The sequence below is a fragment of the Streptomyces sp. NPDC026092 genome, from assembly GCF_040638605.1.
Taxonomy (GTDB): domain Bacteria; phylum Actinomycetota; class Actinomycetes; order Streptomycetales; family Streptomycetaceae; genus Streptomyces.
Genome location: NZ_JBEZYN010000009.1, coordinates 131395 through 158233 on the forward strand (window position 1 = coordinate 131395; position 26839 = coordinate 158233).

Consider the following 26839-nt stretch of genomic DNA (forward strand, 5'->3'; position numbering starts at 1 on the left):
GCTATTGCCGGAACCGATCCTACGATGGACAGAGTCCAAGTCAAGAAGCACGCCAACCCTCTACCCGATCGGACAGCCTGGCATCCCTGGGTGAACGTCGTGTGTCCCGCCGAAATCCAAGCTGAATGGGTGAACCGATATGAGCGACCTGCTGGAGCGACTGCGTGGACGTGGCTGGCGGATGACCTCCCAGCGGCGTGTCGTGGCCGAGGTCCTCGACGGCGATCACGTGCACCTGACAGCCGACGAGGTCCACGTCCGCGCGGCCGAGCGGCTGCCGGAGATCTCCCGTGCGACCGTCTACAACACGCTGGGCGAGCTGGTCTCCCTCGGCGAGGTCGTCGAGGTCTCCACCGACGGCCGGGCCAAGCGCTACGACCCGAACGCCCACCACCCCCACCAGCACCTCGTCTGCTCCCGCTGCGGCACCATCCGGGACGTCCACCCGCACGGCGATCCGCTGGCCGACCTCCCGGCGGGGGAGCGCTTCGGCTTCACGGTCTCGGCCGCCGAGGTCACGTACCGGGGGCTCTGCCCGTCCTGCGCGTAACAGTCGCCGGGGACCGCTTGCCGGTGCTAGCGCCTCGGCGCTAGCGTGGTCGTGTGGCCAAGACGCAGCTGAACGTCCGCGTGGACGAGACGACCGCCGACACCGCCCGCCGGCGGGCGCAGCAGCGCGGCGTGAGCGTCAACCGGTACATCGAGGAACTCGTCCAGCAGGACGCCGGGGAGTCCGGGCGCGCCTTCGTCGAGGCGGCCGCCGACTTCATGAAGCAGTACGAATCGGTGTTCACCGAGGAGTTCGGGACGGAGCGCGACCGCACCGCATGAGCCTCACGGTCGACCTCTCCTGGCTGCTCATGGTGGCCGAACACCAGACACCCGGCGACCCCCAGGTCACCGACTGGGGCGCCCTCGTCGCCGCGGTCGGCCGGCACGACGCGGAGATCTTCGGTGTGCCCGTCTACGGAGACCCGCACGCCCGCGCCGCCGCCCTGCTCCAACTCCTGCTGCACGTCCCGGCCCTGGAGCACTCCAACGCCATGTTCGCCTCGGCCGTCGCCTACGGCTACCTCGTCGCCAGCGGCCTGAAGGTCGTCACCTCGCCGGAACAGGTCAGGGATCTGGCGAGGATGGTGAAGAAGGGCGAGGCGGACGTCCGGGCCATCGCCGACGAACTGCGCCAGTGGAGCCGCTGAGGGGGCACGCCCCCGTGGGGCTCCGTCTCGCTCAGCTCTTTCGCGCCGTGCCGAGCACGCAGTACGAGCTGGGCAGCCGCGGCCCGCTCTCCGGGACGACGAAGCTGCGGTACGTGACGTTCTCGAAGCCCGCCGCCTCGATCGCCGCCACCGGGTCACGGCCCGAGTGGCAGCCGCCGAAGAGCAGCGGCCACACCGTGCGGTCCAGGGCCCGCTGGGTCCGGGCCATCCCCGGCGACGGGGCCACCCCGTGCTCGAAGAAGCGGAGTTCGCCGCCCGGCCGCAGCACCCGGTGCGTCTCGGCGAGCGCGCGCGGCACGTCCCGAACCGTGCACAGCACCAGCGAGGCGACCGCCGCGTCGAAGGCCTCGCTCTTCACCGGCAGCGCCTCCGCGGCGCCCGGCACGACATCCACCGGCACGTCCGTGCCCCGGGCGGCCTCGGCGGCCAACTGGCGCAGATGGCGCTCCGGTTCGATGGCCACGACCTCGGACACCGCCGCGGGGTAGTACGCGAAGTTCAGCCCGTTCCCCGCGCCGATCTCGATGACCCGGCCGGACAGACCGGTCAGCAGCTCCGCACGCAGGCGGCCGACACCGCCCTTGGTGTCGGCGGAGACGCTGAACCGGGCGTAGAAGCGGGCGAAGAGGGGGTGGTGGACGGCGTCCCGGGGGACCCGGGCGGTACGTGATGACATCGGGGCCTCCTCCGACACGCGGACGGGGTGATTCTGCCCCGTTCCGACCCGTTCAGCCCGACACGAAGCAGAACTCGTTGCCCTCGGGGTCGAGCATCACCTGGAAGTCCCCCTCGTCGTCGGTGACGAGCCCGCCCGAGCGGGTGGCCCCGAGGGTGGTCGCCTCGTCGGCCGCCGCGCTCACATCGGGCGCGTGCAGGTCCAGATGGAGCCGGTTCTTCGCGACCTTGCCCTCGGGCACCTGCTGGAACGCGATCCGGACGAAGCCGGGCGGCTCGATGTACGACCAGTCGGGGCTGCGGTCGACCGGGGTACCGCCGAGGAGCTCGGCCCAGAACCGGACCAGACGAGCCGGGTCACCGCAGTCGAACACGATCTCCGCCACCTGTGCGCGCATGACACCAGCCTACGGAGATCAGAGCGTCTCGGCCGCCCAGACCCCGCCGAGCGCCGGAGCCAGCCACTCGCTCGCCCGCGTCCGGAACTCGGCCGGGTCGAGACCGCCCGCGCCCTCCGGTACGGCCCCGAGGAGCGGTGCACCGGCCGCCTCCGGCAGGTCGGCCAGGTTGCAGCGCGAGGCGAGGTCCGGCGTGGCCGGCCAGCTGCCGACCACGACGCCGAGCTGCTCGATCCCGCGCGCCGCGAGGGCCTCGGCGGTCAGCGCCGTCGAGTTGAGCGTGCCGAGACCGGCGGGCGTCACCACCAGGACCGGCGCCCCGAGGAGCCGGGCCGCGTCGGCGAGCGTGCCGCCCTCGTGGTCGAAGCGGACGAGGAGCCCGCCCGCGCCCTCCACGAGGACCAGGTCGTACTCGGTGGCCAGCTTCGCGGCCGCCTCGGCGACCTCGTGCGGGCCGACCGGGGTCATCCCGGCCCGCCGGGCGGCGGTCGCGGGCGCCAACGGCTCGGGGAACCGGGCCAGTTCGACCGAGGCGGCGGCCCCGGAGAGCCGGACGACCTCGTCCGCGTCCCCGCGCTCACCCGGCGCGAGCCCGGTCTGCGCGGGCTTGAGCACGGCGACGGACCGTCCCTGGAGCGTGGCCACGGCGGCCAGGGCTGCGGTGACGATCGTCTTCCCGATCTCCGTACCCGTACCGCTGACGACGATGACGCTCATGGTGTGTGCTTGTCCTCTCTGTGCCGGCCCGTCGTGGCCGTGCCGTGTGGTGTGCCGCTCTCAAGCCCACCGCGGCGGCCGCACGGACCGCCGCGGTGTGTCCCGGCCTCAGCCCGCCGCGGCCGCCGCGCGGACCGCCGCGCAGATCCGCGCGACGTCCTCGTCGCCCGTCACGAACGGCGGCATCGTGTAGATCATGTCGCGGAACGGGCGCAGCCAGACGCCCGCGCGGACCGCCGCCTCGGTCGCCGCGGCCATGTCGACGTCGTGGTCGAGCTGGACGACGCCGATGGCCCCGAGTACCCGTACGTCACGAACCCCCGGCAGCGCCGCCGCGGGCGCGAGCCCCTCGCGCAGACCGGCCTCGATCCGCTTGACCTCCACCGCCCAGTCCTGGGACAGGAGCAGGTCGATCGAGGCGCTCGCCACCGCGGCGGCCAGCGGGTTGCCCATGAACGTCGGCCCGTGGGCCAGGACAGGGACCTCGCCGCGCGAGATTCCGTCGGCGACCCGCGCCGAGCACAGCGTCGCCGCCATCGACAGATACCCGCCGGTCAGCGCCTTGCCCACGCACATCACATCGGGGGAGACCTCCGCGTGGTCCGCGGCGAACAGTGCGCCCGTACGGCCGAAGCCGGTCGCGATCTCGTCGAACACGAGCAGCACGTCGTGGGCGTCGCACGCCTCCCGCAGCACGCGCAGATAGTCGGGCGAGTGGAACCGCATGCCGCCCGCGCCCTGAACCACCGGCTCCACGATCACCGCGGCCAGCTCGTCCGCGTGCCGCCCGATCAGCTCCCGCAGATGTTCCGCGTACGACTCCTCGTACGCGGCGGGCGGCGGGTCGGCGAAGAAGTGCTTCGGCAGCGCGCCCGACCACAGGTCGTGCATGCCGCCCTGCGGGTCGCACACCGCCATCGGCTGCCAGGTGTCCCCGTGGTAGCCGCCGCGCCAGGTCAGCAGCCGGCGCTTCTCGGGCCTGCCCACGGAGCGCCAGTGCTGCAGACACATCTTGATCGCGACCTCGACGGCCACCGAACCGGAGTCGCTCAGGAAGACGTGCTGGAGCGGCTCGGGCGTGATCTCCACGAGCCGGGCGGCGAGCCGGACGGCCGGCTCATGGGTGAGCCCGCCGAACATGACATGGCTCATCCGGTCCAGCTGCCCCCGCGCCGCCTCGTTGAGCACCGGGTGGTTGTAGCCGTGGATCGCGGACCACCACGACGACATGCCGTCGATCAACTCGACCTGCCCGTGCGCCGGTTCGGCGAGCCGGAGCCGTACCCCGGACGCGGACTCGACGACCAGCGGCTCCGCACGGCCCGGCATGGGGCCGTACGGATGCCACACGTGCGCCCGGTCCAGGGCCAGCAGCTCCTCGTTACGCATTCGGCGCGACGTCCGTTCCGGCGCCACGACGGCGCACGGCCACCAGGTCGGTCCGGGCGCCCGGCACCTCGGCGGGGGCCTCCGTGGCGACCGCCGCGTGGCCGCCGCACGGACCGCAGCCGCCGCCCGCCTCGGCGTGCGAGCCGCAGCCGCCACCGGCCGCCGCACCCGCACCCGCACTCGCCTCCGCGTGCGAGCCGCAGCCCGCCGACGCCGCCGAGCCACAGCCGCCGGCCGTCGCACCCGCCGTCACGCCCGCCGCCGCGAGCGCGTCCGCGCGGTGGGCGGGCAGCGTGGTCGTGCCCGCGCCCTCCACCTCGAAGCCCGCGTCCGCGATCATGTCCAGGTCCGTCTGGCCGGCCTGGCCCTCGCTCGTCAGGTAGTCACCGAGGAAGATCGAGTTCGCGATGTTCAGCGCGAGCGGCTGCATCGAGCGCAGGTGCACCTCGCGCCCGCCCGCGATCCGGACCTCGACGTCCGGGCAGACGAACCGGACCATCGCCAGGATCCGCAGACAGCGCTGCGGGGTGAGGTTCCACTCCTTCGCCAGCGGAGTGCCCTCGAACGGGATCAGGAAGTTGACCGGCACCGAGTCCGAGTCCAGCTCGCGCAGCGCGTAGACGACGTCGACCAGGTCCTCGTCGCTCTCGCCCATGCCCGCGATCAGCCCCGAGCAGGCCGACAGACCGGCGGCGTGCGCCTTCTGTACGGTGTCCACCCGGTCCGCGTAGGTGTGGGTGGTGGTGATCTCCCCGTACGTCCCCTCGGACGTGTTCAGGTTGTGGTTGTAGGCGTCGGCGCCCGCCTCGCGCAGCCGCTCCGCCTGGCCGTCCGAGAGCAGTCCCAGGCATGCGCAGACCTCGACGCCCTCGTTCTGCTCCTTGATGGCCTCGATCGTCTTGCCGACCCGCTCGACGTCCCGGTCCGTCGGACCGCGGCCGCTCGCCACCAGGCAGACCCGCTTGGCCCCGCCCGCGACACCGGCCGCCGCGGCCTGCGAGGCCTCGTCCGGCTTCAGCCAGCTGTACTTGAGGATCCCGGCCGTCGAGCCGAGCCGCTGGGAACAGTACGAGCAGTCCTCGGGGCAGAGCCCCGACTTCAGATTGACGAGGTAGTTCAGCTTCACGCGCCGCCCGAACCACTGACGGCGCACCTTGCCCGCCGCGGCCACCACATCGAGCAGTTCGTCGTCGGAGGTCGCCAGTACGGCGAGCGCTTCTTCACGGCTCGGCAGCTCGCGCCGCAGCCCCTTGTCCACCAGCGTGTTCAGCAGGTCCATAAGGGCTGATCCTTGCTTACGGCACACCTCGTGGCCAAGGAGGATCTGAACAAACGCGCCAGTTTGTCGTGTGTGGATGGCCACACCCTCTCCCCGGCCCCGGACGGTTAGGGTCTGTGCGCTGCCTACAAAAGGATCTGCCCCATGCACCGGGACGAGGACACCCGCCGGACCCCGTTCGACTGGACCGACACGGAGGCGCGCCGCCGTGCGGAGGCGGGGCTCGTCCGCACGCTGCGGCCCCGGTCCGCCGAGTCGGAGCCGCTCGATCTGGCGAGCAACGACTACCTCGGACTGACCCGCCGCCCGGAGGTGACCGAGGCCGCCGCCGAAGCGGCCCGCCGCTGGGGCGCGGGGTCCACCGGCTCGCGTCTGGTGACCGGTACGACCCAATTGCACGCCGCTCTCGAACGCGAACTCGCCGCGTTCTGCGGCTTCGAGGCGGCCCTCGTCTTCTCCTCCGGCTACACCGCCAACCTCGCCGCCCTCACCGCGCTGAGCGGCCGCGACGCGCTGATCGTCTCCGACGCGAGCAACCACGCCTCGATCGTGGACGGCTGCCGGCTCTCGCGCGCCGAGACGGCCGTGGTCCCGCACGCCGAGCCCGAGGCGGTACGCAAGACCCTCCAAGCCCACCCGGACCGCCGGGCGCTCGTGGTCTCCGACTCCGTCTTCTCGGTGGACGGCGATCGGGCCCCGCTGCCCGAACTGGCCGAGGCCTGCCGGGCCCACGGCGCCGGGCTGGTCGTGGACGACGCCCACGGCCTGGGCGTGCTCGGCGACGGCGGCCGGGGCGCCCTGCACGCCGCGGGGCTCGCGGGCGCCCCGGACGTCGTCGCCACCCTCACGCTCTCCAAGTCGCTGGGCAGCCAGGGCGGAGCGGTCCTCGGCCCGGCCCGGGTCGTCGAGCACCTGGTCAACGCGGCCCGGACGTTCATCTTCGACACCGGACTCGCCCCGGCCGCCGTCGGCGCGGCCCTGAGCGGGCTGCGGCTGATCCAGGACGAACCCGGTCTCGCCGAGCGCGCCAGGACCGTGGCGACCACGCTGCACCGGATGCTCACCGCGGCCGGTCTGACCGCCGTACGCCCGGACGCCGCCGTGGTCTCCGTCCGCGCGCCCTCGCCGGAGGCGGCGCTGCGGTGGGCGGCCGACTGCCGTGAGCAGGGGCTCGCCGTCGGCTGCTTCCGGCCGCCGTCCGTCCCGGACGGCATCTCGCGGCTGCGGCTCACGGCCCGCGCGGATCTGACGGACGCGCAGATCGAGCAGGCCGTCGCCACGATCGTGCGGACAGCACCGCTCTCCCACTGATGGATCCCAAATACGGTCTCTCGTCGTAGAGTTCACCGCTTCGAGCGACAAATATGCACATATCTTGGTGGATCGCCGCCCGGGGCGGCACGATCGGTGGCAGTCTGACGCGAAGTGCAAACCGGGCCGGGCCCGGTGGGAAAGGGACAGCGTCGCCATGGCAGACCACCAGGAAGCAACCGTCACTCTGCCGAGCGATCCCGCCTCGGTGTCCGCCGCCCGGAGATATGTCGCCGACGTCCTCAGCGGCTGGGGGCTCGCGGGCGGCAGCGACACCGCCGACACGGTCCGGCTGATCGTCTCGGAGCTGGCCACCAACGCCGTCCAGCACACCTTCGGCCAGTCGCCCACCTTCACCGTCGACGTCCGCCTGGAGCGCGAGGAGCAGCTCCACATCGGCGTCACCGACAGCCACCCCCGCTGGCCGAAGCGGCTCCCGGCGGCGGTGCAGCAGGACAACGGCCGCGGGATGGTCATCATCCGCATCCTGACGGCCGAGGCGGGCGGCCGCCTCTCGGTCACCCCGACCGACGAGGGCGGCAAGACGGTCTGGATCAACCTCCCCTGGACCGCGACTCCGGCCGCCGCGGCCTCTCCGAACTGAGAGAAACCAGGTCGACGCAGCTCAGAGCGGTAGCCGATGATGCGTCCATGCCCCTGAGAGAGACCCTTGCCCGAGTCGAAGCGGACCTGGCCGCCGGCCGCGTTCCCGTCGCGCGCCAGCGCTTGCGCGGTCTCGTCTCGTCCTTCCCGTACGACCTGACGCTCCGCCGGCGTCTGGCCGAGGTGTACCGGCTCTACGGCGACGCCGCCGAGGCCGGCCGCTGGATGTACCTCGAAGAGGACCGCAGCGCCGACGAGACCGCCGCGTTCGAGGCGCGGTACGGGTCTCCCGGGTGGCGGATGAAGGCCCTCGCCTGGCGCGGTCCCGAGACGACGGCTGCGACCCCCTTCGCGGCGGGGCAACTCGCCGCGGTGCGCACCGCCTGCGCCGAAGAGCTGGGGCACCCCGTCGACTGGGACGACCCCGCCTCCTACCAGGACAGCCTGGAGGACCCGCACGAGGCGCCCTCCGAGCCGTGGTCGGTCCGCGACGTCCTGGCGGGCGTCGGCTGCCTGGTGGGCGCCCTCGCGGTCCTCGGAATCTGGGTGAGCGGAGTCGTCGCCCTCTTCGACTGACACAGGCCACCGGGGCCGGTGAGGGCCGGCCATGGAGGATGCGGCCGGTCGGACGGTCCCTAGGCCCGGGCGAAGCCGCCGCGCAGGAGTGCTCGTAGGGAGGCCGCTGCGGGGCCGGACTCCTCGCCGCGGTGGGCGACCGAGATCGTGCGGCGGAACGAGGTCGGCTCCAGGGCGCGTACCCCCAGGGGCGAAGCCGTCATCGACGCGACCATCTCAGGGACCACCGCCACCCCGAGCCCCGCGCTGACCAGGGCGCACACGAGGGCGTAGCCGGGTGTACGGCAGACGACCGACGGCGTCGCGCCCGCGCGGGCCAGGGCGCCCTCCACGCCTCGGCGCGGGGGGTGGTCCGGGGCGCTGCTGATCAGTGGCTGGCCCGCGAGCTCCGCGATCGGCAACCGGCCCGAACCCTCCGCCAGGACGTGGCCCGGCGCCGTGACCAGGACCAACTCCTCGACCAGCAGCGGCTCCAGCTCGACCCCCGGCGGCAGCGGCGCCGGTTCGGCCGGTTCGTACGTGTGGGTCAGCGCGAGATCCACCTCGCCCGCCGCCACGGCGTGGATCCCGCCCGGCGGTTCGTACTCGGCGACCGTCAGCTCCACGTCCGGGTGGGCTCGGCGGAACGCGCTGAGGACCGGCGGCAGCAGGTGGATGCCCACGGTGGTGAAGGTGCCGACCCGCAGCCGCCCGCCCGACAGGCCGCTCAGCCGGGCCAGCTCATGGCGGGCCCGGTCCATCTCGTCCAGGACCCGGCGCGCCCGGGTGACGAGCAGTTCGCCCGCCGGAGTGAGCCGCGCGCCCCGATGGTGCCGTACGAGCAGCGCGGCCCCCGCCTCTCGCTCCAGCTTGGCGAGCTGCTGCGAGAGGGCGGGCGGGGTGTAGCCGAGCCGGGCGGCGGCCCGGGTGATCGAGCCGTCCTCGGCGACGGCCACAAGCGCCGCGAGCCGCACCAGATCCTGCATTAAGCATTCCTTTTGGCAGACCCATAAAATCCTGTCTACACACTAAAGGCTCTCGGCGGGCACGCTGGGGTCATGGACGGACAGCTGATCGCCTTCATCGGGGTCGCGGCGGGCATGGTGGCCATGCCGGGCGCGGACTTCACCGTCGTCGTGCGCAGCGCTCTCGCCTCGCGCCGGGCCGGGGTCGCCTGCGCGGTGGGCGTGGCGGGCGGGCTCCTGGTGCACACCGCCCTCGCGGTGGCCGGGCTCGCGGCCGTGCTGATCGCCGTACCCGTGCTCTATCGCGCGCTGCAGATCGCCGGCGGCGCGTACGTCCTCTACCTCGGCGTGCAGGCGCTGCGCGGTGCGCTGCGCGCGACGGCGGGCGAGCCGTCGGCGGACGTGGCGGGGGAGCGGGCGGTCGGGCGGGCCGTCCGGCAGGGCTTCCTGACGAACGTCCTCAACCCCAAGGCGCCCGTGCTCTTCCTCAGTCTGCTGCCTCAGTTCGTGCCGGCCGGCGCGGCGGTGCTGCCGCGCACGTTGCTGCTCGCGTCGATCGTGGTGCTGCTGGCCCTGCTCTGGTTCCCGCTGGTGGCCCTCGGCGTGGACCGGCTCGGCCACCGGCTGAGGCGGCCCCGGACGGCCCGGACCGTGCAGGGGGTGACGGGCGGCGTGCTCGCCGCCCTCGGAGTGACGCTGCTGGTGTCCCCAGGGCACTGACCCCGGGGCGAGGGGTGCGGCGGCGCCACCGCACCCCTCGGTCATACGTCGGAGCCGACCGGGCGTCAGCGCACCCGGCCGTAGTAGACCTTGGACGTCCAGATCTTGTCGAGCTTCACCCAGGAACCCTTCTTGGGCGAGTGCCAGATCTTTCCGCTACCCGCGTAGATCCCCACGTGGTACACCCTTCCACCGGAATGGAAGAAGACCAGGTCCCCCTTCTGCCTGCTGGACGCGGAGATGTGCCGGGTCTTGTTGTACTGCTGCTGCGCGGTACGGGGCAGCGACTTGCCCGCCTTCTTGTACGAGTAGAGCGTGAGCCCCGAGCAGTCGAACCGGGACGGTCCCGACGCTCCGTACTTGTAGGGCGATCCCTTCTTCGAAGCCGCGATGTTCAGCGCGTTGCCGGCGTACGACGTCGCGGCCTGGGCCTCCGATGCGGCTCCTGGTGCCAGCATCGTGCCGCCGAGGGCGGCGAGGGTGAGAGCCGAGACGGCTCCGGCCCGGGACAGCAGGGACGGGACATGAATCTGCGCAGTCATGCGCAACCCTTCGTCAGCCGCCTGTGAAGGATGACCTGTCGGGTTCGGGCTGGCGAAGTTGCCCGGCCGCGGCTGCGGCTTCACCCCGAGGAACGGCCTCACTGGCCGGCCGTCCCGTACTGCTCGGGTCCTCCACTCCTGCCGATCCACTCCTGTCGACCAGACATCCGGGACAGCGGCAGGACTCGGCGTCCGCCCGGACCGCCCCGCCGCGGTGGCGGGGGCTTGTCGTCGTGAGGGATCTTGACCCACAACCCGGGCCAAAACCGAGCCGAAACGGCGTTATGTGAGGCTCCTCACGACTGATCCATTCGGGTGGACAGGCATGTTTCGTGATCGTCGGAGGTTTGGCCGACGAGTCCCGGACCAGGGGTGGGACGCCCTGTTCCGCCAGATGTGTACACCCGTTGTGCAACTCACCCCGCACATATGTCGATTCGTCGACTACGCCGAACGGGGGAGCGATTCTGCGGCCGCGCTGCTCCGAGTGGACCTCGACACGACACGGGGGAATGTCAACTCGCCGGTGTCTCCGGGACGGTGACGCGGCCCGATCTACGCTCCCCGTCCAACACCCGCAGCGCACGGGCCAATGTCTCCGCGTGCACCTCGCTCTCGCCGCGCGTATGCATCGCCGTCAGCGCGTCCCGCAGGGCGTTGGCCCGCCCCACCAGCGCCTGAGCCGCGCGCAGCGCCCCATATGTATGCGAAGCCCTGGATGGATTGATGCGGCCCAGCAGGTCGACGACTTCGAGATAGGCGTCGATGAACTCGCCCTCGGCGCGCGTCAGAGCGGGCAGCGGCGGCAGCTCGGGAACCATCGCGCGCTCACCTTCCCCCGGCGCCGCCCGACGCCCCGCGGTTCTGAACGACGTGGTCCACCACGCCGTAGGCGGTCGCGCCCGGCGCGTCGAGGACGGTCGTCCGGTCGATGTCGGTGTCGACACGCTCGAGGTCCTGGCCGGTGTGGGTGACCAGCATCCCGGCCATCATCGCGCGCATCCGGATCAACTCCCGTGCCTGGATGTCGAGATCGCTCGGCTGCCCCTGCAACGGCTCGTCCGTCGCGGGCTGCTGGAGCACCACCCGGGCGCCGGGCAGCGCGAGCCGCTTGCCGGGCGCGCCGGCCGCGAGCAGCACGGCGGCGGTCGAGACGGCCTGCCCGAGACACGTGGTCTCCACGTCGCAGGTGACGACCTGCATCGTGTCGTAGATCGCGGTCATGGCGTTCATCGAGCCGCCGGGGGAGTTGATGTACAGCGAGATGTCCCGGTCCGGATCGGCGTACTCCAGGTGCAGGAGCTGCGCGATCACGTCGTTGGCCGAGGTCTCGTCGATGGGCGTGCCGAGGAAGACGATCCGTTCCTCGAGCAGCTTGGAGTACGGGTCGAGGGTCCGGCTCCCGTAGCTGGTGCGCTCGGTGAACTCGGGCAGGACATAGCGAGCGTGCATGGCGGCGCCTCCTTGTAAAAAATGTACAGGACGTACAACCCGTAAGATGAGGAGCATGGCCTACGAGATTCCGGTGACGCAAGCACGTGCAGAGCTCGCCGACCTGATCAACCGCGTGGTGTACGGCAACGAACGGGTCGTCGTGACCCGCCACGGAAAGCCGCTCGTGGCGCTGGTTTCGGCCGCTGACCTGGCCAAACTCGAGGCGGAGCACGAGACCGCTGAGGATCTGGCGAGCAGCGCGGTCTCCGAGATCCGCCCGCTCCCGTCCGCTCCGGGTGAACAGGGCCGCTTCGGCATCGCGGCCCGCCACCGCACGCCGGGCGCGTGAGCGGGGCGGGAGCCTGAGCGCCACCGAAGCCTGAGCGCCTCCGAAGCCTTTGCCCCCGGCGCCCCGGCGCATGAAAAAGCCGCGTGCCCCCGTCCGCTACAGCGGGGGCACGCGGCTGTACGAGGGAGGGCGTCAGCCCACCGGTGCCGGTACGGGCGCCGGGGTGACCGCCGTCGGGGCGGCCGCCGCCCGGTTCCGGGCTCCGCCCACGAAGAGCGCGATCAGTCCGGCGACCGACCACGCGCCGAGAATCAGCAGCGCCGAGCCCGCGCCCGCGCCGTCGAAGAACGCGAACGAGCGCAGCGCGGAGCCGCCCGCGCCCGGGGGCAGCCACTGACCGAGCGCGCCCACCGGGGCCGGAAGCATTTCGGGTGCGCTCGTCACGCCCGAGAACGGGTTGCCCAGCAGGATCATCAGGAACGCCCCGATGCCGATGCCCGGCTTGCCGATGAGCGCGGCGAGCCCCGCGATCGACGAGCCGATCGCGAGCACGGTGAGGCCGAGGACCCCGGCCTCGGCCCACCAGTCGCCCGCGAACACGCCGAGCCAGCTGTGGGCGAGCGCGGTGCCGACGATCCCCGCGAGCGCGGCGGCGCCGAGCAGGGTGCCGGCCGCCCGTGCGCCGCGCAGGCCGAGGACGGTCACCACGATGCCGGAGGCCGCGCCGGCCAGGATCAGCGGGAAGAGGCCCGCCCCGAAGGCGCTGCCGCGCGGGTCGCCGGCGGGGGCCGGGACGACATCGGTCACCGTCAGCTGAGTGCCGGGCGGGACCTGGGCGGTGACGGCCTCGCGCAGCAGCCCGGCGACGACCGGGCTCGCGGCGGAGGCGGTCAGCAGTTCGGGCCCCTGCGGAGTCACGACCACCGCGCCGTATACGACCCGGTCCTCGATCGCCTCGCGCGCGGCGGCCTCGGAGTCGTAGCGGTGGACCTCGAAGGCGCCGTCGCGCTCGGCGAGGCGCTGCTCCAGCGGGGCGGTGGCGGCGGCGGGACCCGCGACGCCTATGGGCAGGTCGCGCGGGGCGATCCGGGCGGCGGGCCAGGCGAAGGCCCAGAGGGCGAGGGCCACGACGACCGGGATCAGTACCAGCACCGCGAGGGTCTTGCGGGTGGCGGAGGCGGGCATGAGGGGCTCGATTCGAAGAGAGGGATCAGCGAGGCTCAAAGAGAAGGATCATTCGTTTTACGGTGCCTTCACTGTCTCCCCGGCGGGGTCGCTTGTCAAGAATGAATGTTCGTTTTAGGTTCGGGGCATGGCTCGTGTCTCCCAGGAACACCTCGACGCCCGCCGCCGTCAGATCCTCGACGGCGCCGCGCGCTGCTTCGCCCGCAACGGCTTCCACGCCACGTCCATGCAGGACGTCCTGACCGAGGTGGGCCTCTCGGCCGGAGCCGTCTACCGCTACTTCAGCGGCAAGGACGAGCTGATCGCGGCCATCGCGGCCGAGGCGTTCGCCGGTATCCGCGGCGCGTTCGCGGAGGCCGCGAAGACCACGCCGCCGCCCACGCCGGACATCCTTCTCGGCTCGGTCCTCAAGCTCTTCCTGGAGGAGCGGATCCCCGGCGCGGACCGCCAGGCGTTCGCGCGGCTCATCCTCCAGGTGTGGTCGGAGACCCTGCGTGACGAGCGGCTGTTCCAGACCCTCTCCGACGGGTTCAACGGGATGCGCGAGGCTTGGGGCGAACTCGTCGAGGTCTACCGCGCGACCGGTCTGATGGCGGCGGACGTCCCCGCCGACCGGGTGGCCCGCACCCTCATCGCCACCGCCCAGGGGTACATCGCCCAGCAGGCGCTCTTCGGCGACGTGGAGGTCGAGGTGCTCCAGGACGGCCTGCGCGGGCTCATGTCCATGCGGCCGCAAAGCGCGAGTTAACGCGTAGGAAAAACTTCCGCCCTAACGTGCAATGTCTGGCCGGGCGGACCATTTCCGCAGTTCAACAGAGTGTTGACGATCGGTAAGGTCCGCTGCTGTCCGGGCACATGCCCGGTGGACGACTGTGAGGTGGAAGCGTGCAACTGTCGCCGCACGAGCAGGAACGCCTGCTCATCCATGTGGCCGCCGACGTGGCCGAGAAGCGTAGGGCCCGCGGCGTGAAGCTCAACCACCCCGAGGCCGTCGCCCTGATCACCACCCACATCCTGGAGGGCGCCCGCGACGGCCGGACCGTCGCGGAGCTCATGGCCTCCGGCCGCAAGGTGCTCACCCGCGACGACGTCATGACCGGAATCCCGGAGATGATCCACGACGTCCAGGTCGAGGCCACCTTCCCGGACGGCACCAAGCTCGTCACCGTCCATGACCCGATCGTGTGACGGGGGAACGCCGCCGATGATTCCCGGAGAAATCCTTTTCGGTGAAGGTCCCGTCGCCCTCAACGAGGGCCGGCCGGTCACCCGTCTCACCGTCCTCAACGCCGCCGACCGGCCCGTCCAGGTCGGCTCCCACTACCACTTCGCCGAGGCCAACCCCGGTCTCGACTTCGACCGCGCCGCCGCGCGCGGCCTGCGCCTACACATCGCCGCAGGTACGGCCGTGCGCTTCGAACCCGGCATCCCGGTCGAGATCGAACTCGTCCCGCTGGCGGGCCGCCGGATCGTCCACGGCCTGCGCGGCGAGACGGCGGGCCCCCTCGACGCGATCGACACGAAGGGCGACGTGAACGGAGGCGACCGTGCCTGAGCTGCATCGCGCCGTCTACGCCGACCTGTTCGGCCCCACCGTCGGCGACCGCATCCGGCTCGCCGACACCGACCTCCTCGTCGAGATCGAGGAGGACCGCTCCGGCGGCCCCGGACGCGCCGGCGACGAAGCCGTCTTCGGCGGCGGCAAGGTCATCCGCGAGTCGATGGGCCAGGCCCGTACGACCCGGGCCGAGGGCGCGCCCGACACCGTGATCACCGGCGCCGTGATCATCGACCACTGGGGCGTGATCAAGGCCGACATCGGCATCCGCGACGGCCGGATCACCGGCATCGGCAAGGCCGGCAACCCCGACACCATGGACGGGGTCCACCCGGACCTGGTCATCGGCCCGGAGACCGAGGTGATCGTGGGCAACGGCCGGATCGTCACGGCCGGCGGCGTCGACACCCACATCCACTTCATCGCGCCGACCATCATCGACGAGGCCCTCGCCTCCGGCATCACCACCCTCGTCGGCGGCGGCACCGGACCCGCCGAGGGCACCAAGGCGACCACCGTCACGCCGGGCCCCTGGCACCTCGCCGGGATGTTCGCGGCGTTGGAGAACTCCCCGGTCAACATCGGTCTGCTCGGCAAGGGCAACACGATGTCCCGCGAGGCCATGTACTCCCAACTGCGGGGCGGGGCGCTCGGGTTCAAGATCCACGAGGACTGGGGAGCGACCCCGGCCGTCATCGACGCCTGCCTGACCGTCTGCGACGAGTCCGGCGCCCAGCTCGCCATCCACACCGACACCCTGAACGAGGCGGGCTTCGTCGGCGACACCCTCGCGGCCATCGCCGGGCGCACCATCCACGCGTACCACACCGAGGGCGCGGGCGGCGGGCATGCGCCGGACATCATCACCGTGGTCTCCGAGCCGTACGTCCTGCCCAGCTCCACCAATCCGACCCGGCCGCACACCGTCAACACGATCGAGGAACACCTCGACATGCTGATGGTCTGTCACCACCTGAACCCGGCCGTCCCGGAGGACCTCGCCTTCGCCGAGTCCCGCATCCGGCCCTCGACCATCGCGGCCGAGGACGTGCTGCACGACCTCGGCGCCATCTCGATCATCTCCTCCGACTCGCAGGCGATGGGGCGTATCGGCGAGGTCATCATGCGGACCTGGCAGACCGCGCACGTGATGAAGAAGCGCCGGGGCGCGCTGCCGGGGGACGGCCGCGCCGACAACCACCGGGCGCGTCGCTATGTCGCCAAATACACGATCAACCCGGCGGTGGCCCAGGGCCTCGACCACGAGATCGGTTCGGTCGAGACCGGCAAGCTCGCCGACCTGGTGTTGTGGGAGCCCGCCTTCTTCGGCGTGAAGCCGCTGGTCGTGCTGAAGGGCGGCCAGATCGCCTACGCGCAGATGGGCGACGCCAACGCCTCCATCCCCACCCCGCAGCCGATCCTGCCCCGGCCGATGTTCGGGGCGCTGGGCAAGGCGCCGGCGGGTAACTCCCTGAACTTCGTCACCCAGGCGGCCATCGAGGACGACCTCCCCGAACGTCTCGGCCTGGAGCGGAAGTTCGTCGCCATCAAGAACACCCGGCGGGTCACCAAGGCGGACATGCGGGAGAACGACGCCCTCCCCCGGGTCGAGGTCGACCCCGACACCTTCACCGTCACCATCGACGGCGAAGCGGTCGACCCGGCTCCCGCCGAGGAACTGCCCCTCGCCCAGCGCTACTTCCTCTTCTGATGGCGTCGCCGACCACAGCGGTCGCCGGTGGGTTCGGCGGCCGCGCCGCGCTCCTCGTGCTCGCCGACGGGCGTTTCCCCGCCGGCGGGCACGCCCACTCCGGTGGGGCCGAGGCCGCCGTCAAGGCCGGCCGGATCACGGACGCGGTGAGCCTCGCCGCGTTCTGCCGGGGCCGGCTCCACACGGCAGGGCTCACCGCCGCGGGCCTCGCCGCGGCGGCCGCCCACGGCCACGACCCCGACGCGCTCGACGCCGCCGCCGACGCCCGTACGCCCTCGCCCGCCCTGCGGGCGGCAGCCCGCAGGCTCGGCCGGCAGATGATGCGCGCCGCCCGCGCCACCTGGCCGTGCGCCGAACTCGACGCGCTCGCGGCCGCGTTCCCGCGCGGCGCTCACCAGCCGATCGTCCTCGGCGTGGCGGCCCGCGCGGCGGGCCTCGGGCCACAGGACGCCGCGCACTGCGTCGTGTACGAGACGGTCAGCGGCCCCGCCACCGCGGCCGTACGGCTGCTGAGCCTGGACCCCTTCAAGGCCACCGCCGTCCTCGCCCGCCTCGCCCCCGAGATGGACCAGGTCGCCGAGCGCGCCACCGCGGCGGCCCGCCAGGGCATCGACGCCCTCCCGGCCGCCTCCTCACCCCTCCTCGACATCACCGCCGAAAAGCACGCATCCTGGCCCGTCCGCCTCTTCGCGTCCTGACCCCGAAGCAGCGCTGCCCCAGAAGCTGCCCTGACCCGAAGCAGCCCCGACCTCGCAGCCGTCGGCACCCGAACCCGTCGGCCCGCGAACCCGTCGGGCGACACGCGACACCGAACGCGACCACCCACGAACCACCGGAGGCACCCATGCATCTCGACCACTCCCACGACCACCTCGGCGCCGTCTCCGCCGACGCCCATCGCCCCGACGGAACCCGGCGCGCGCTGCGCATCGGGCTCGGCGGACCCGTCGGCTCCGGCAAGACCGCGACGGTCGCCGCGCTCTGCCGCGCCCTGCGCGACCAGCTGTCGATCGCCGTCGTCACCAACGACATCTACACCCGCGAGGACGCCGACTTCCTCCTCCGCAACGCCGTCCTGCCGCCCGAGCGGATCCAGGCCGTGGAGACCGGCGCCTGCCCGCACACCGCGATCCGCGACGACATCTCCGCCAACCTCGAAGCCGTCGAGGAGCTGGAGGACACGGTCGGCCCGCTCGACCTGATCCTGGTCGAGTCCGGCGGCGACAACCTGACCGCCACCTTCTCCAAGGGCCTGGTCGACGCCCAGATCTTCGTCATCGACGTGGCCGGCGGCGACGACATCCCCCGCAAGGGCGGCCCCGGCGTGACCACCGCCGACCTGCTCGTCGTCAACAAGACCGACCTCGCCCCGTACGTCGGTTCCGACCTGGAGCGGATGGCCCGCGACGCCAAGGAGCAGCGCGGCGACCTTCCCGTCGCCTTCACCTCGCTCACCGGCGCACAGGGTGTCACCCCCATCGCGGAGTGGGTCCGCGAGCAGCTCGGCGCCTGGTCCGCATGAGCCTGAGCGCCACCGCCCGGATCGTCGCCGAGGCCGACGGCACCCTGCCGGTCCTCATCGGCGACGGCCCCCTCGCCCTCCGCAGGACCCGGACCACCGGCCCGTACACGCGGGTCACCGTCGTCGGCGCGATGAGCGCCCCGCTCGGCGGCGACCGTCTCGCGATCGAGTCGGAGGTACGGGACGGGGCACGGCTCCTGGTCGACTCGTCCGCCGCGACCGTCGCCCTGCCCGGTCGCTCGACCGAACCGGCCACGTACGACGTGCGGTTGACGGTCGGCGACGGCGCGGTGCTGCGCTGGCTGCCCGAACAGCTGGTCTGCGCCCAGGGATCCGACCTCGTGATGCGCACCACCGTCGAACTCGCCGCCACCGCACGGCTCGTGCTCCGGGAGGAGCAGATCCTCGGCCGTCACGGCGAGGAGCCCGGCACGCTCCTCTCGCGCCTCACCGTCCACCGCGCCGGACGTCCACTGCTCGACCAGGAGGTCGCGTACGGCCCCGGCGCCCCGGGCGGCTGGGACGGCGGAGCGGTCCTCGCCGGGCACCGTTCGGTCGGCCAACTCCTCGTCGTGGAACCGGCGTTCGCCGAGAAGCCGGTCGAGTCACGGTTGCTCGCCGAGAACGCCGTGCTCGCCCCACTAGCCGGTCCCGGCGCTCTGGTCACCGCCGTCGCCCCCGACGCGCTGCGGCTGCGCCGCGTCCTCGACGAGGCCCTCGGCATCCTCGCGCCCACGTGACGTCACCGCTCAGCGGTACAGCGGTATCCGGTTATTGGTTCGGCAAAGAAACGCGTGTACGCCCTTTCCCGTACACCGGCCGGACGAAAGGATCCCCCGGACAGACCGACCACCTACAGGGGGAGGCATCACGTGAGACGCACGGCAGCGCTCGGCTCGGCAGGCGCTCTGATAGCGGGCACGCTCATGGTGGGCGCGCTGGCGGCTCCGGCCGCGAGCGCCGACCAGCGCCACCGGCCCGACGCGGAGGCGTACGGCACGGCCGTCGCCGCCCAGCGCGCCGCCGACCGGGGCATCGACTGGCAGGACTGCCCGGCCGACTGGGGTCTGGAGAAGCCCATCCAGTGCGGCTGGGTCACCGTCCCCGTCGACTACGCCCGGCCGAACGGCAAGCAGATCAAGATCGCCGTCGACCGCATCGGCTCCACCGGCACCCCCGCCGAACGCCAGGGCGCCCTGCTCTACAACCCGGGCGGCCCCGGCGGCTCCGGCCTGCGCTTCCCGCGCCGGGTCACCACCAAGAACACCATCTGGGCGGGCGCCGCCAAGGCGTACGACTTCGTCGGCTTCGACCCACGCGGCGTCGGCCACTCGGCCCCCATCTCCTGTGTCGACCCGGCCGAGTTCGTCAAGGGCCCCAAGCTCGACCCGGTCCCCGACAGCGAGGCCGACAAGCGCGCCCAGCGCAAGCTCGCCGCCGAGTACGCCGCGGGCTGCGCGGAGAAGAGCGGCGACATCCTGCCGTACATCAACACCCGCAACACCGCCCGCGACCTGGACGTCATCAGGGCCGCGCTCGGCGAGAAGAAGCTCAACTTCGTCGGCGTCTCCTACGGCACCTACCTCGGCGCCGTCTACGGCACGCTCTTCCCGACGCACGTCCGCCGCATGGTGCTCGACAGCGTCGTCAACCCGTCGAAGGAGAAGATCTGGTACGAGGCCAACCTCGACCAGGACATCGCCTTCGAGGGCCGGCTGAAGGACTGGATGACCTGGGTCGCCCAGCACGACGCCACGTACCACCTCGGCGACACCTACGCCGAGGTCCGCGGCCAGTGGGACACGCTGCGCGCCGCCGCCAAGAAGAACCCCCTCGGTGGCAAGGTCGGCCCGGCCGAGCTCATCGGCTTCTTCCAGAACGCGCCCTACTACGACTCGATGTGGGCCCCGGTCGCCGAGGCCTTCAGCGCGTACGCCGCCGGGGACCCGCAGCCGCTGATCGACGCGGCCGCCTCCGACCCGACGGACACGGCCGGCAACGCGGCCTCGGAGAACGGCAACGCCGTCTACACCGCGGTCGAGTGCGCCGACGCCCCCTGGCCGACCAGCTGGCGCAAGTGGGACCGGGACAACAGCCGGCTCCACCAGAAGTACCCGTTCATGACCTGGTCCAACGCCTGGATGAACCTGCCCTGCGCGACCTGGTCGACCCCGCGCCAGCAGCCCACCGAGGTCCGCACCGGCAGGGGCCTGCCGCCCGTGCTCATCACCCAGTCCGAGCGCGACGCGGCCACGCCGTACGAGGGCGCGGTCGAGCTGCACGAGCGCTTCAAGGGCTCGCGTCTCATCACCGAGCGGGACGCCGGCTCGCACGGCATCACCAACCTCGCCAACCCGTGCCTGAACACCCGGGTGGAGGCCTACCTCCTCACCGGCAAGCTCGACGGCCGCGACGTGACGTGCGCCCCGCACGCCACGCCCCAGCCGTAGTCACAGGGTGAAGGGGGAGGGGCGGCCCGCCCCTCCCCCTTCGGCGTGCCGGGCTCAGCGTCGCGCGGCGAGCCAGGCGTCCTCCGCCGCGTAGTCGAAGAAGTCCACCCCGTACTTCACCAGACCGGGGAACGCCTCCCGCCACTCCTGCTCCGCCACCCGCCGGGAGAGATACGCGACCGTCGCCGGCAGCGACTCGGCGTACGACACCACCGGCCGGTACCCCAGCTCCCGTTCCGCCGCGCCCATGTCGAAGACGACCGGGTGGGGCGCCGTCCAGGGGCTCAGCCCCACGGTGTCCTCCGGCGCCCCCTCCATCAGCACCGTCTCGCTCTCCACGCCCATGACGGCGTCGATCGCCGCTCCAATCTCCGCGACCGTCGGGGCCTCCGGGTCACCGCCGTTGAAGACCCGGGTGCCCGGCTTCGCCGCCGAAAGGCGCACCAGCTCGCCGAGGTTGTCCACGTGCACCGGGTGGAACCGGGACGAGCCCTCGTACGAGAGGATCCGCACCGGTCGCCCGTCGAGCGCCCGCTTGACGAACCACAGCTCGCGCGGGCCCGGGCAGTACGGCCCGTGGATCGCGCCCGCCCGCAGCACCGTCGTCGGGAGCGCCGCGCCCGCCGCGAGCAACTCCTGCTCCAGGGCCACCTTCCGCGTCCCGTACGACGCGTCGCCCGGCGCGACCGTGTGCCAGGACTCCGGGATCGGCACCGGGTAGGCGGGGAAGCCGTCCGGCTCGTCCTGCGTGTCGAAGTTACGGCCCCGGTCGTCCTCGTACACCGCGCCGCTGGAGACCACCACCGCCGAGCCGATCCGGTCGGCGAGCGCCGTCAACTGCCGTGCGTGGCCCGCGTGGTAGGCGACGATGTCGACCAGCACATCACAGCCTTTGCCGAGCGCGGCGGCGAGCGCGCCCTCCTCGTCACGGTCGACGGCCACCGACCGGACCTCCTCCGGCCACTCCTCGCCCCGGCCGCCGCGCCGCGAGGCCGCCGTCACCTCCCAGCCGTCCGCGACGAGCGCCCGCACGGCCGCCCGCCCCACCTGTCCTGTCGCTCCGAGCACGAATGCGTGTCCTTGTCCCATGGACGAGACGGTACGGGGACAGTGATCACCGACCCAGCACCTTTCGCCGTGCGCGGATCCGCCGTCAGCGTCCGCGGCGCGGGAACTTTCCGCGCGACCCGCTGGTCCGGGCCTTCGCCTCCTGCTCGGCGGCCTTCACCTTGGCCGCGTAGTCGTCGACGTACTCCTGCCCGGACAGCGCGAGGATCTCGTACATGATCTCGTCCGTCACCGCGCGGACCGCCGCCTTCTCGCCCTCCATGCCGGCGTACCGGGAGAAGTCGAGCGGTTCGCCGAACCGGACGGTGACCCGCCTGACCCGGGGCACGACCTTGCCGGGCGGCTGGATCTCGAAGGTCCCCACCATCGCGCAGGGGATCACCGGCACCCCGGCCGTGATCGCCATGACCGCCACGCCGACCTTGCCCTTGTAGAGCCGGCCGTCGTGCGAGCGCGTGCCCTCCGGGTAGATGCCGAGCAGCTCGCCCTTGGCAAGGACTCCGAGCCCCTCGCGGATCGCCGCCTGCCCGGCCTCCTTGCCGGAGCGGTCAACCGGGATCTGCCCGGCGCTGCGGAAGAAAGCAGCGGTCAGCCGACCCTTGAGGCCAGGACCCGTGAAGTACTCCTGTTTGGCGAGAAACGTGATCCGCCGCTTGAGGACGACCGGCATCAGAAAGTGGTCGGAGAACGACAGATGGTTGCCGGCGACGATCGCCGCGCCGTCCGCCGGGATGTGCTCCAGGCCCTCGATCCGCGGCCGGAACACCAGCCTCAGCCACGGTCCGAGCAGGACGTATTTCAGGACGTGATAGAACACCGACGGCCCCCGTCTCGTTCGAGCGATGGTTAATTTCTAACCACTCCGGCGACCCTGGTCCACACTGGAGACGGAGAGTGGGTCCTGATGGCCGCCGATAGCCGTCGCGCACCGCGACACATACGGCCCGGCGCAGCCGTCACCGTGCTGCTGTGCGCGGTGATGACCGCCGGGTTGTACGGTTGCGCCGACTCCGGCACCCCGGAACCGACCCCGACGCCCACGCCGACGGCCCCGACGCCGCCCCCCACGCCGACGACCCCCGCCCCGCAGGGCATCTCGCCCTTCACGGGACTCCCGGCCCGCCCCGCCCCGGTCCTCGCCGTCAAGATCGACAACGTGCCCCCGGCCCGCCCGCACACCGGCCTCGGCGCGGCCGAGCTGGTCTACGTCGAGCAGGTCGAGGGCGGCCAGACCCGGCTGCTGGCGGTCTACTCCGGCGACCTGCCGGACCGGATAGGGCCGGTACGCAGCGCCCGCGAGTCCGACATCGAGCTGCTCCGCCAGTTCGGCAACCCCGCGCTCGCCTACTCCGGCTCCCAGACCGCCCTGAAACCCCTGCTCAAGGCCGCCCCGCTGGACGCCCTGCCGCCCGAGGACGCCCCCGGCGCCTACCTCCGCGACCGGGGCAGGTCCGCGCCCCACAACCTGTATGTCCTGCCCGGGCGCGCCCTGGCCGCCGCCCCCGACGCGGAGAACGCCAAGGACATCGGCTTCCGCTTCGGCCCGGCCCCCGCGGGCGGCGAACAGGTCAACGAACGGACCGTGCGCTTCCCCGCCTCCCGCTACACCTTCACCTGGTCCCCGGCGGACAAGGGCTGGCGGGTCGCGATGGACGGCAGGGCCGCCCGTACCACCGACGAAGGCCCGGTCACGGCGTCGACGGTCGTGGTGCAGTACGTGACCATACGGTCGTCCCGCTTCCACGACGTGCTCGGCAGCGTCTCCCCGTACACCGAGACGGTCGGCAGCGGCAGCGCGCTCGTGCTGCGCGACGGCCGCGCCCACGAGGCCCGCTGGAGCCGCCCCACCGCGACGAACGGCACGGCCTTCACCACCCCGGACGGCGCCCCCCTGAACTTCGCCCCCGGCCCCACCTGGGTCGTCCTCGCCCCACGCGCTTAGGGCTGCGGGCCGGGCCTGCCCGGGCCTGGGCGCCGTGTGCCCGTCGGTACGGAGCTGTCGGCGGCCGCCATGCCGATGGTGACCACGATGAGCACCACGACGCCGAACCAGAGCCAGCCGCTGCTGCCGAGTGCCACCGTGTACGCCGTCGTCAGCACCAGGGCCGCGACGGTGATCACGCTCATCGCCTTCGTGGGACCGGACATCTGTCCGCCTCCTCCCGACAGGGCCTTCACGCTCATCGTGACCCCTGGGGCGGGCGAATGCTACTCCCGTGCGACGATCTCCTGTCCTTCTACCGTCCGCGGCTCTGGAGCGAGGCCAGATAGGCGTTGTACGCCTCCAGCTCCTTGTCCCCGTCCCGGTCGGCGGCCCGGTCCTTGCGAACGGCCTGCCGCTGCTCGGAGTGGTACCACTGGTAGACCAGCGCGATCAGCACCAGGACCGACGGGATCTCGCTGAACGCCCAGGCGATGCCGCCCGCCGCGTTCTGGTCGGCGAGCGCGTCGATCCCGAGCGAGGCCGGCGGGTTCGCGTACGCCTTGATCATCGGCTCGCTGCCCATCATCAGGGCGATGCCGAAGAAGGCGTGGAACGGCATGCCCGCGAAGAGCTCCAGCATCCGCATCACATAGCCGGGGCGGTGCGGCCCCGGGTCGATGCCCATGATCGGCCAGAAGAAGACCAGGCCGACGGCGAGGAAGTGCACCATCATCGCGATGTGGCCGATCTTCGATCCCATCAGGGTGTCGAAGAGCGGGGTGAAGTAGAAGCCGTACAGGCTCGCGATGAAGAGCGGGATCGTGAACGCGGGGTGCGTGATGATCCGCATGTAGCGGCTGTGCAGCAGCATCAGGAGCAGCTCGCGCGGGCCCTTGTCGCCCCGGGGCGCGACCGGCAGTGCGCGCAGCGCGAGCGTCACGGGCGCGCCGAGCAGCAGCAGGATCGGCGAGAGCATCGAGATGACCATGTGCTGCACCATGTGCACGCTGAACATGACCATGCCGTAGTCGTTGAGCTTGGTGCACATCATCAGCGCGATGCTCAGGACGCCCAGGGTGAAGAAGATCGTCCGGTTCAGCTGCCAGCTGTCACCGCGCCCGCGCAGCCGCGCGACACCCCAGCCGTACAGCGCGAGCCCGACGACGCAGGCGATGAGGAAGAACGGGTCGGGCGAGAACTCGAGCCCCCGTCCCAGCGTGAACGGCGGCAGATCCATCGTCATGCCGTGCCCGCTGTGATCCATCTGTGTACTCCTGGAGCCCGATTCGCGCTTGTTGTCCGCACCAGACTAGAACCGCCCCCGGTCGCGGCTGCGACCGGGGGCGGTTCGTGGTGTCGGTGCGGAGGCGTACGCGCGGTCAGAGCACGGTCTCGGCCTCGGCGTAGCGCTCGGACGGAACGGTCTTCAGGGTCTCCACGGCCTGGGCCAGCGGAACCATCTCGATCTCCGTGCCGCGCAGCGAGGTCAGCATGCCGAACTCGCCGCGGTGCGCCGCCTCCACCGCGTGCCAGCCGAAGCGGGTGGCGAGCACCCGGTCGTACGCGGTCGGCGTGCCGCCGCGCTGGACGTGGCCGAGTATCACCGGGCGGGCCTCCTTGCCGAGCCTCCGCTCCAGCTCCACGGAGAGCTGGTTGGCGATGCCGGTGAAGCGCTCGTGCCCGTACTGGTCCTTGGCGCCGACCTCGAAGTTCATCGAGCCCTCGCGCGGCTTGGCGCCCTCGGCGACGACCACGATCGCGAACCGCTTGCCGGCCTCGAAGCGGGCGCCGACCCGGGCGGTCAGCTCGTCGATGTCGAAGGGGCGCTCCGGCACGACGATCGCGTGCGCGCCGGCGGCCATGCCGGAGTGCAGGGCGATCCAGCCGGTGTGCCGGCCCATGACCTCGACGATGAGGACGCGCTGGTGGGACTCGGCGGTGGTCTTCAGCCGGTCGAGGGCCTCGGTCGCCACGCCGACGGCGGTGTCGAAGCCGAAGGTGACGTCCGTCGAGGAGATGTCGTTGTCGATGGTCTTCGGGACGCCGACGATCGGAAGGCCGGCCTGCGAGAGCAGGTTGGCCGCCTTCAGCGTGCCCTCGCCGCCGATCGGGATGATCGCGTCCAGACCCAGGTCGGCGACGTGGCCGCGGGCGCGCTCGACGCCGTCCACCAGGTGCGCGGGCTGGACCCGGGAGGAGCCGAGGATGGTGCCGCCGCGGGCGAGGATGCCGGCGACCGCGTCAAGGTCGAGCTTGCGGTAGTCGCATTCCAGGAGGCCCTTCCAGCCGTCGTGGAAGCCGATGACCTCGTCCCCGTGGTCGACGACGGCACGGTGCACGACGGAACGGATGACGGCGTTCAGACCGGGGCAGTCGCCCCCGGAGGTGAGCACACCAATGCGCATAGCCCAAATACCTTTGCAACGTGGGCCGACTCCCGGACCACGTCGTCCGGTTGGATCCCCGCCACCCTATCGGTGCTGGGAGGCGGGGCCGAACCCGATGTCCGCAGATTGGACACCGTATTTACTTACGAATCCCATGGGCGTAGGGGTGCTCAGACGTGCACTCCGTCCGAGGGTCAGGCGGGCTGGGTCGCCGCCGCGATGCGCTCGGCGCGCAGCGCCTCGTACCACCGGTCGTCGGTCGGCGGCAGCGCGTTCACATCGAGGGCCAGCTTCAGGAGCAGGTCCGCGATCTGCGGGTTGCGGGCCATGACCGGGCCGTGCATGTACGTACCGAAGACCGTGTCGTTGTACGCGCCCTCGGTGCCGTCGCCGGTGCCGTTGCCCCGGCCCAGGATCGTCCGGGCGAACGGACGGGCCGTCGGGCCGAGGTGGGTGATGCCCTGGTGGTTCTCGAACCCGGTGAGCTGGGGCAGGCCGAGGCGCGGGTCGATGTCCGCGAGGACGTCGCCGACGCACCGGTCGCCCTCGCCCCGGGTGGAGATCACGTCGATCAGACCGAGGCCGGGCTCGCGCTCGCCGAGGTCGTTGATGAACTCGTGGCCCAGGATCTGGTAGCCGGCGCAGACCGAGAAGATGATCGCGCCGTTGGACGCGGCGCGCTCCAGGCCGCCGTCGCGGCGCAGCCGCTCGGCCGCGAGCCGCTGCGGCCGGTCCTCGCCGCCGCCGATCAGGTAGATGTCGCCGGAGGTCGGCACCGGCTGGTCGCTGCGGACGTCGACGCGCTGGACGTCCAGACCGCGCTGGCGGGCGCGGCGCTCGACGACGAGGGCGTTGCCCTGGTCGCCGTACGTGCTGAGCAGGTCCGGGTAGACCCAGACCAGGCGCAGGCTGCTGTCACTCATGCTGCAAGTCCTCT

33 protein-coding genes and 1 riboswitch are annotated in these 26839 nt (G+C 72.1%); of the genes, 17 read left to right on the plus strand and 16 right to left on the minus strand.

Features of this window, described 5'->3' with window-relative positions:
• Positions 1-139 precede the first annotated feature (139 nt).
• Genes AB0F56_RS17125 through AB0F56_RS17135 form a run of 3 tightly spaced genes read left to right on the plus strand, consistent with a single transcriptional unit; the run spans position 140 to position 1199 of the window.
• Positions 140-550, plus strand: a complete 411-nt coding sequence (locus AB0F56_RS17125) for a Fur family transcriptional regulator (protein WP_362009809.1) — start codon at positions 140-142, stop codon at positions 548-550.
• 53 nt (positions 551-603) lie between these two features.
• Positions 604-831, plus strand: a complete 228-nt coding sequence (locus AB0F56_RS17130; RefSeq protein ID WP_362009811.1) for an antitoxin — start codon at positions 604-606, stop codon at positions 829-831.
• Positions 828-1199 (plus strand): fic family toxin-antitoxin system, toxin component, encoded by a 372-nt coding sequence (locus tag AB0F56_RS17135; protein ID WP_362009814.1) that lies wholly within the window; start codon positions 828-830, stop codon positions 1197-1199. The genes AB0F56_RS17130 and AB0F56_RS17135 overlap by 4 nt, the downstream gene beginning before the upstream one ends.
• A gap of 31 nt (positions 1200-1230) precedes the next feature.
• On the opposite strand, the gene AB0F56_RS17140 is transcribed toward AB0F56_RS17135, so the two are convergent.
• The 5 genes from AB0F56_RS17140 to bioB form a co-directional block, all read right to left on the minus strand.
• Positions 1231-1896: a methyltransferase domain-containing protein gene (locus tag AB0F56_RS17140; RefSeq protein WP_362009816.1), complete on the minus strand. Its 666-nt coding sequence runs from the start codon at positions 1894-1896 to the stop codon at positions 1231-1233.
• A gap of 52 nt (positions 1897-1948) precedes the next feature.
• On the minus strand, positions 1949-2293 hold the full coding sequence (locus AB0F56_RS17145) for a VOC family protein (RefSeq protein WP_362009819.1): 345 nt from the start codon (positions 2291-2293) through the stop codon (positions 1949-1951).
• An 18-nt stretch (positions 2294-2311) separates the two neighbouring features.
• Positions 2312-3010: a dethiobiotin synthase gene (gene bioD / locus AB0F56_RS17150; protein ID WP_362009822.1), complete on the minus strand. Its 699-nt coding sequence runs from the start codon at positions 3008-3010 to the stop codon at positions 2312-2314.
• Between the two features lie 108 nt (positions 3011-3118).
• Positions 3119-4399, minus strand: a complete 1281-nt coding sequence (locus AB0F56_RS17155; RefSeq protein ID WP_362009825.1) for an adenosylmethionine--8-amino-7-oxononanoate transaminase — start codon at positions 4397-4399, stop codon at positions 3119-3121.
• Positions 4392-5678: a biotin synthase BioB gene (gene bioB / locus AB0F56_RS17160; protein ID WP_362009827.1), complete on the minus strand. Its 1287-nt coding sequence runs from the start codon at positions 5676-5678 to the stop codon at positions 4392-4394. The genes AB0F56_RS17155 and bioB overlap by 8 nt, the downstream gene beginning before the upstream one ends.
• Before the next feature lie 144 nt (positions 5679-5822).
• Between bioB and AB0F56_RS17165 the strand changes: the two genes are divergently transcribed.
• The 3 genes from AB0F56_RS17165 to AB0F56_RS17175 all read left to right on the plus strand — a co-directional run bounded on the left by AB0F56_RS17165 (position 5823) and on the right by AB0F56_RS17175 (position 8168).
• A complete protein-coding gene (locus tag AB0F56_RS17165) occupies positions 5823-6989 on the plus strand; it encodes an 8-amino-7-oxononanoate synthase (RefSeq protein WP_362009830.1) in 1167 nt (388 codons plus the stop codon).
• 157 nt (positions 6990-7146) lie between these two features.
• The gene (locus AB0F56_RS17170; RefSeq protein ID WP_362009833.1) at positions 7147-7593 is read left to right on the plus strand and encodes an ATP-binding protein; all 447 of its coding nucleotides are present in this window, start codon (positions 7147-7149) and stop codon (positions 7591-7593) included.
• A 47-nt stretch (positions 7594-7640) separates the two neighbouring features.
• Complete coding sequence (locus AB0F56_RS17175; RefSeq protein ID WP_362009835.1) at positions 7641-8168, plus strand: DUF6584 family protein; 528 nt, start codon at positions 7641-7643, stop codon at positions 8166-8168.
• Between the two features lie 59 nt (positions 8169-8227).
• On the opposite strand, the gene AB0F56_RS17180 is transcribed toward AB0F56_RS17175, so the two are convergent.
• The gene (locus AB0F56_RS17180; RefSeq protein WP_362009838.1) at positions 8228-9133 is read right to left on the minus strand and encodes a LysR family transcriptional regulator; all 906 of its coding nucleotides are present in this window, start codon (positions 9131-9133) and stop codon (positions 8228-8230) included.
• A 72-nt stretch (positions 9134-9205) separates the two neighbouring features.
• Here AB0F56_RS17180 and AB0F56_RS17185 point away from each other — a divergent pair, with 72 nt between their 5' ends.
• Positions 9206-9832, plus strand: a complete 627-nt coding sequence (locus AB0F56_RS17185; protein WP_362009840.1) for a LysE family translocator — start codon at positions 9206-9208, stop codon at positions 9830-9832.
• A 65-nt stretch (positions 9833-9897) separates the two neighbouring features.
• On the opposite strand, the gene AB0F56_RS17190 is transcribed toward AB0F56_RS17185, so the two are convergent.
• The 3 genes from AB0F56_RS17190 to AB0F56_RS17200 form a co-directional block, all read right to left on the minus strand.
• Positions 9898-10374, minus strand: coding sequence for an NlpC/P60 family protein (locus AB0F56_RS17190; RefSeq protein WP_362009842.1), 477 nt, complete (start codon positions 10372-10374; stop codon positions 9898-9900).
• A 3-nt stretch (positions 10375-10377) separates the two neighbouring features.
• Positions 10378-10575: riboswitch (cyclic di-AMP (ydaO/yuaA leader) on the minus strand.
• A 314-nt stretch (positions 10576-10889) separates the two neighbouring features.
• On the minus strand, positions 10890-11195 hold the full coding sequence (locus AB0F56_RS17195) for a hypothetical protein (protein ID WP_362009845.1): 306 nt from the start codon (positions 11193-11195) through the stop codon (positions 10890-10892).
• A gap of 7 nt (positions 11196-11202) precedes the next feature.
• Positions 11203-11826 carry an ATP-dependent Clp protease proteolytic subunit gene (locus AB0F56_RS17200; RefSeq protein WP_362009847.1) on the minus strand — a complete coding sequence of 208 codons (624 nt, stop codon included), beginning with the start codon at positions 11824-11826 and terminating at the stop codon, positions 11203-11205.
• Positions 11827-11881: 55 nt separating this feature from the next.
• Here AB0F56_RS17200 and AB0F56_RS17205 point away from each other — a divergent pair, with 55 nt between their 5' ends.
• Positions 11882-12157, plus strand: a complete 276-nt coding sequence (locus AB0F56_RS17205; protein ID WP_362009850.1) for a type II toxin-antitoxin system Phd/YefM family antitoxin — start codon at positions 11882-11884, stop codon at positions 12155-12157.
• 132 nt (positions 12158-12289) lie between these two features.
• On the opposite strand, the gene AB0F56_RS17210 is transcribed toward AB0F56_RS17205, so the two are convergent.
• Positions 12290-13282 (minus strand): ABC transporter permease, encoded by a 993-nt coding sequence (locus AB0F56_RS17210; RefSeq protein ID WP_362009853.1) that lies wholly within the window; start codon positions 13280-13282, stop codon positions 12290-12292.
• Positions 13283-13409: 127 nt separating this feature from the next.
• On the opposite strand from AB0F56_RS17210, the gene AB0F56_RS17215 reads away from it, so the two are divergent.
• From AB0F56_RS17215 to AB0F56_RS17250, 8 genes are all read left to right on the plus strand, one after another.
• Positions 13410-14030 (plus strand): helix-turn-helix domain-containing protein, encoded by a 621-nt coding sequence (locus AB0F56_RS17215; RefSeq protein WP_362009856.1) that lies wholly within the window; start codon positions 13410-13412, stop codon positions 14028-14030.
• A 137-nt stretch (positions 14031-14167) separates the two neighbouring features.
• Positions 14168-14470, plus strand: coding sequence for an urease subunit gamma (locus AB0F56_RS17220; RefSeq protein WP_362009859.1), 303 nt, complete (start codon positions 14168-14170; stop codon positions 14468-14470).
• 16 nt (positions 14471-14486) lie between these two features.
• Positions 14487-14837 carry an urease subunit beta gene (locus AB0F56_RS17225; RefSeq protein WP_362009862.1) on the plus strand — a complete coding sequence of 117 codons (351 nt, stop codon included), beginning with the start codon at positions 14487-14489 and terminating at the stop codon, positions 14835-14837.
• Entirely contained in the window at positions 14830-16551 is a 1722-nt protein-coding gene (locus AB0F56_RS17230; protein WP_362009865.1) for an urease subunit alpha, read from the plus strand. Before AB0F56_RS17225 ends, AB0F56_RS17230 begins: the two co-directional genes overlap by 8 nt.
• Complete coding sequence (locus AB0F56_RS17235; protein WP_362009868.1) at positions 16551-17249, plus strand: urease accessory UreF family protein; 699 nt, start codon at positions 16551-16553, stop codon at positions 17247-17249. Before AB0F56_RS17230 ends, AB0F56_RS17235 begins: the two co-directional genes overlap by 1 nt.
• Positions 17250-17395: 146 nt before the next feature.
• The gene (gene ureG / locus AB0F56_RS17240) at positions 17396-18073 is read left to right on the plus strand and encodes an urease accessory protein UreG (protein WP_362009871.1); all 678 of its coding nucleotides are present in this window, start codon (positions 17396-17398) and stop codon (positions 18071-18073) included.
• Positions 18070-18813, plus strand: coding sequence for an urease accessory protein UreD (locus tag AB0F56_RS17245; RefSeq protein ID WP_362009873.1), 744 nt, complete (start codon positions 18070-18072; stop codon positions 18811-18813). Before ureG ends, AB0F56_RS17245 begins: the two co-directional genes overlap by 4 nt.
• 132 nt (positions 18814-18945) lie before the next feature.
• Positions 18946-20523: an alpha/beta hydrolase gene (locus tag AB0F56_RS17250; protein WP_362009876.1), complete on the plus strand. Its 1578-nt coding sequence runs from the start codon at positions 18946-18948 to the stop codon at positions 20521-20523.
• 54 nt (positions 20524-20577) lie between these two features.
• Here the strand turns inward: AB0F56_RS17250 and AB0F56_RS17255 are convergent, their stop codons facing one another.
• Together AB0F56_RS17255 and AB0F56_RS17260 are read right to left on the minus strand one after the other, a co-directional pair.
• Positions 20578-21612 (minus strand): NAD-dependent epimerase/dehydratase family protein, encoded by a 1035-nt coding sequence (locus AB0F56_RS17255; protein WP_362009879.1) that lies wholly within the window; start codon positions 21610-21612, stop codon positions 20578-20580.
• 64 nt (positions 21613-21676) lie between these two features.
• Positions 21677-22408, minus strand: coding sequence for a lysophospholipid acyltransferase family protein (locus AB0F56_RS17260; protein ID WP_362009881.1), 732 nt, complete (start codon positions 22406-22408; stop codon positions 21677-21679).
• A gap of 87 nt (positions 22409-22495) precedes the next feature.
• Here AB0F56_RS17260 and AB0F56_RS17265 point away from each other — a divergent pair, with 87 nt between their 5' ends.
• Positions 22496-23533 (plus strand): DUF3048 domain-containing protein, encoded by a 1038-nt coding sequence (locus tag AB0F56_RS17265; protein WP_362009883.1) that lies wholly within the window; start codon positions 22496-22498, stop codon positions 23531-23533.
• Here the strand turns inward: AB0F56_RS17265 and AB0F56_RS17270 are convergent.
• The 4 genes from AB0F56_RS17270 to AB0F56_RS17285 all read right to left on the minus strand — a co-directional run bounded on the left by AB0F56_RS17270 (position 23530) and on the right by AB0F56_RS17285 (position 26825).
• On the minus strand, positions 23530-23739 hold the full coding sequence (locus AB0F56_RS17270) for a hypothetical protein (protein ID WP_362009886.1): 210 nt from the start codon (positions 23737-23739) through the stop codon (positions 23530-23532). The two genes, AB0F56_RS17265 and AB0F56_RS17270, sit on opposite strands and share 4 nt — an antisense overlap.
• Positions 23740-23828: 89 nt before the next feature.
• Positions 23829-24779 carry a cytochrome c oxidase assembly protein gene (locus AB0F56_RS17275; protein WP_362009889.1) on the minus strand — a complete coding sequence of 317 codons (951 nt, stop codon included), beginning with the start codon at positions 24777-24779 and terminating at the stop codon, positions 23829-23831.
• Between the two features lie 115 nt (positions 24780-24894).
• Positions 24895-25920: a 6-phosphofructokinase gene (locus tag AB0F56_RS17280; protein ID WP_362009891.1), complete on the minus strand. Its 1026-nt coding sequence runs from the start codon at positions 25918-25920 to the stop codon at positions 24895-24897.
• A gap of 176 nt (positions 25921-26096) precedes the next feature.
• Positions 26097-26825, minus strand: coding sequence for a glutamine amidotransferase (locus AB0F56_RS17285; protein ID WP_362009894.1), 729 nt, complete (start codon positions 26823-26825; stop codon positions 26097-26099).
• Positions 26826-26839: the final 14 nt, after the last annotated feature.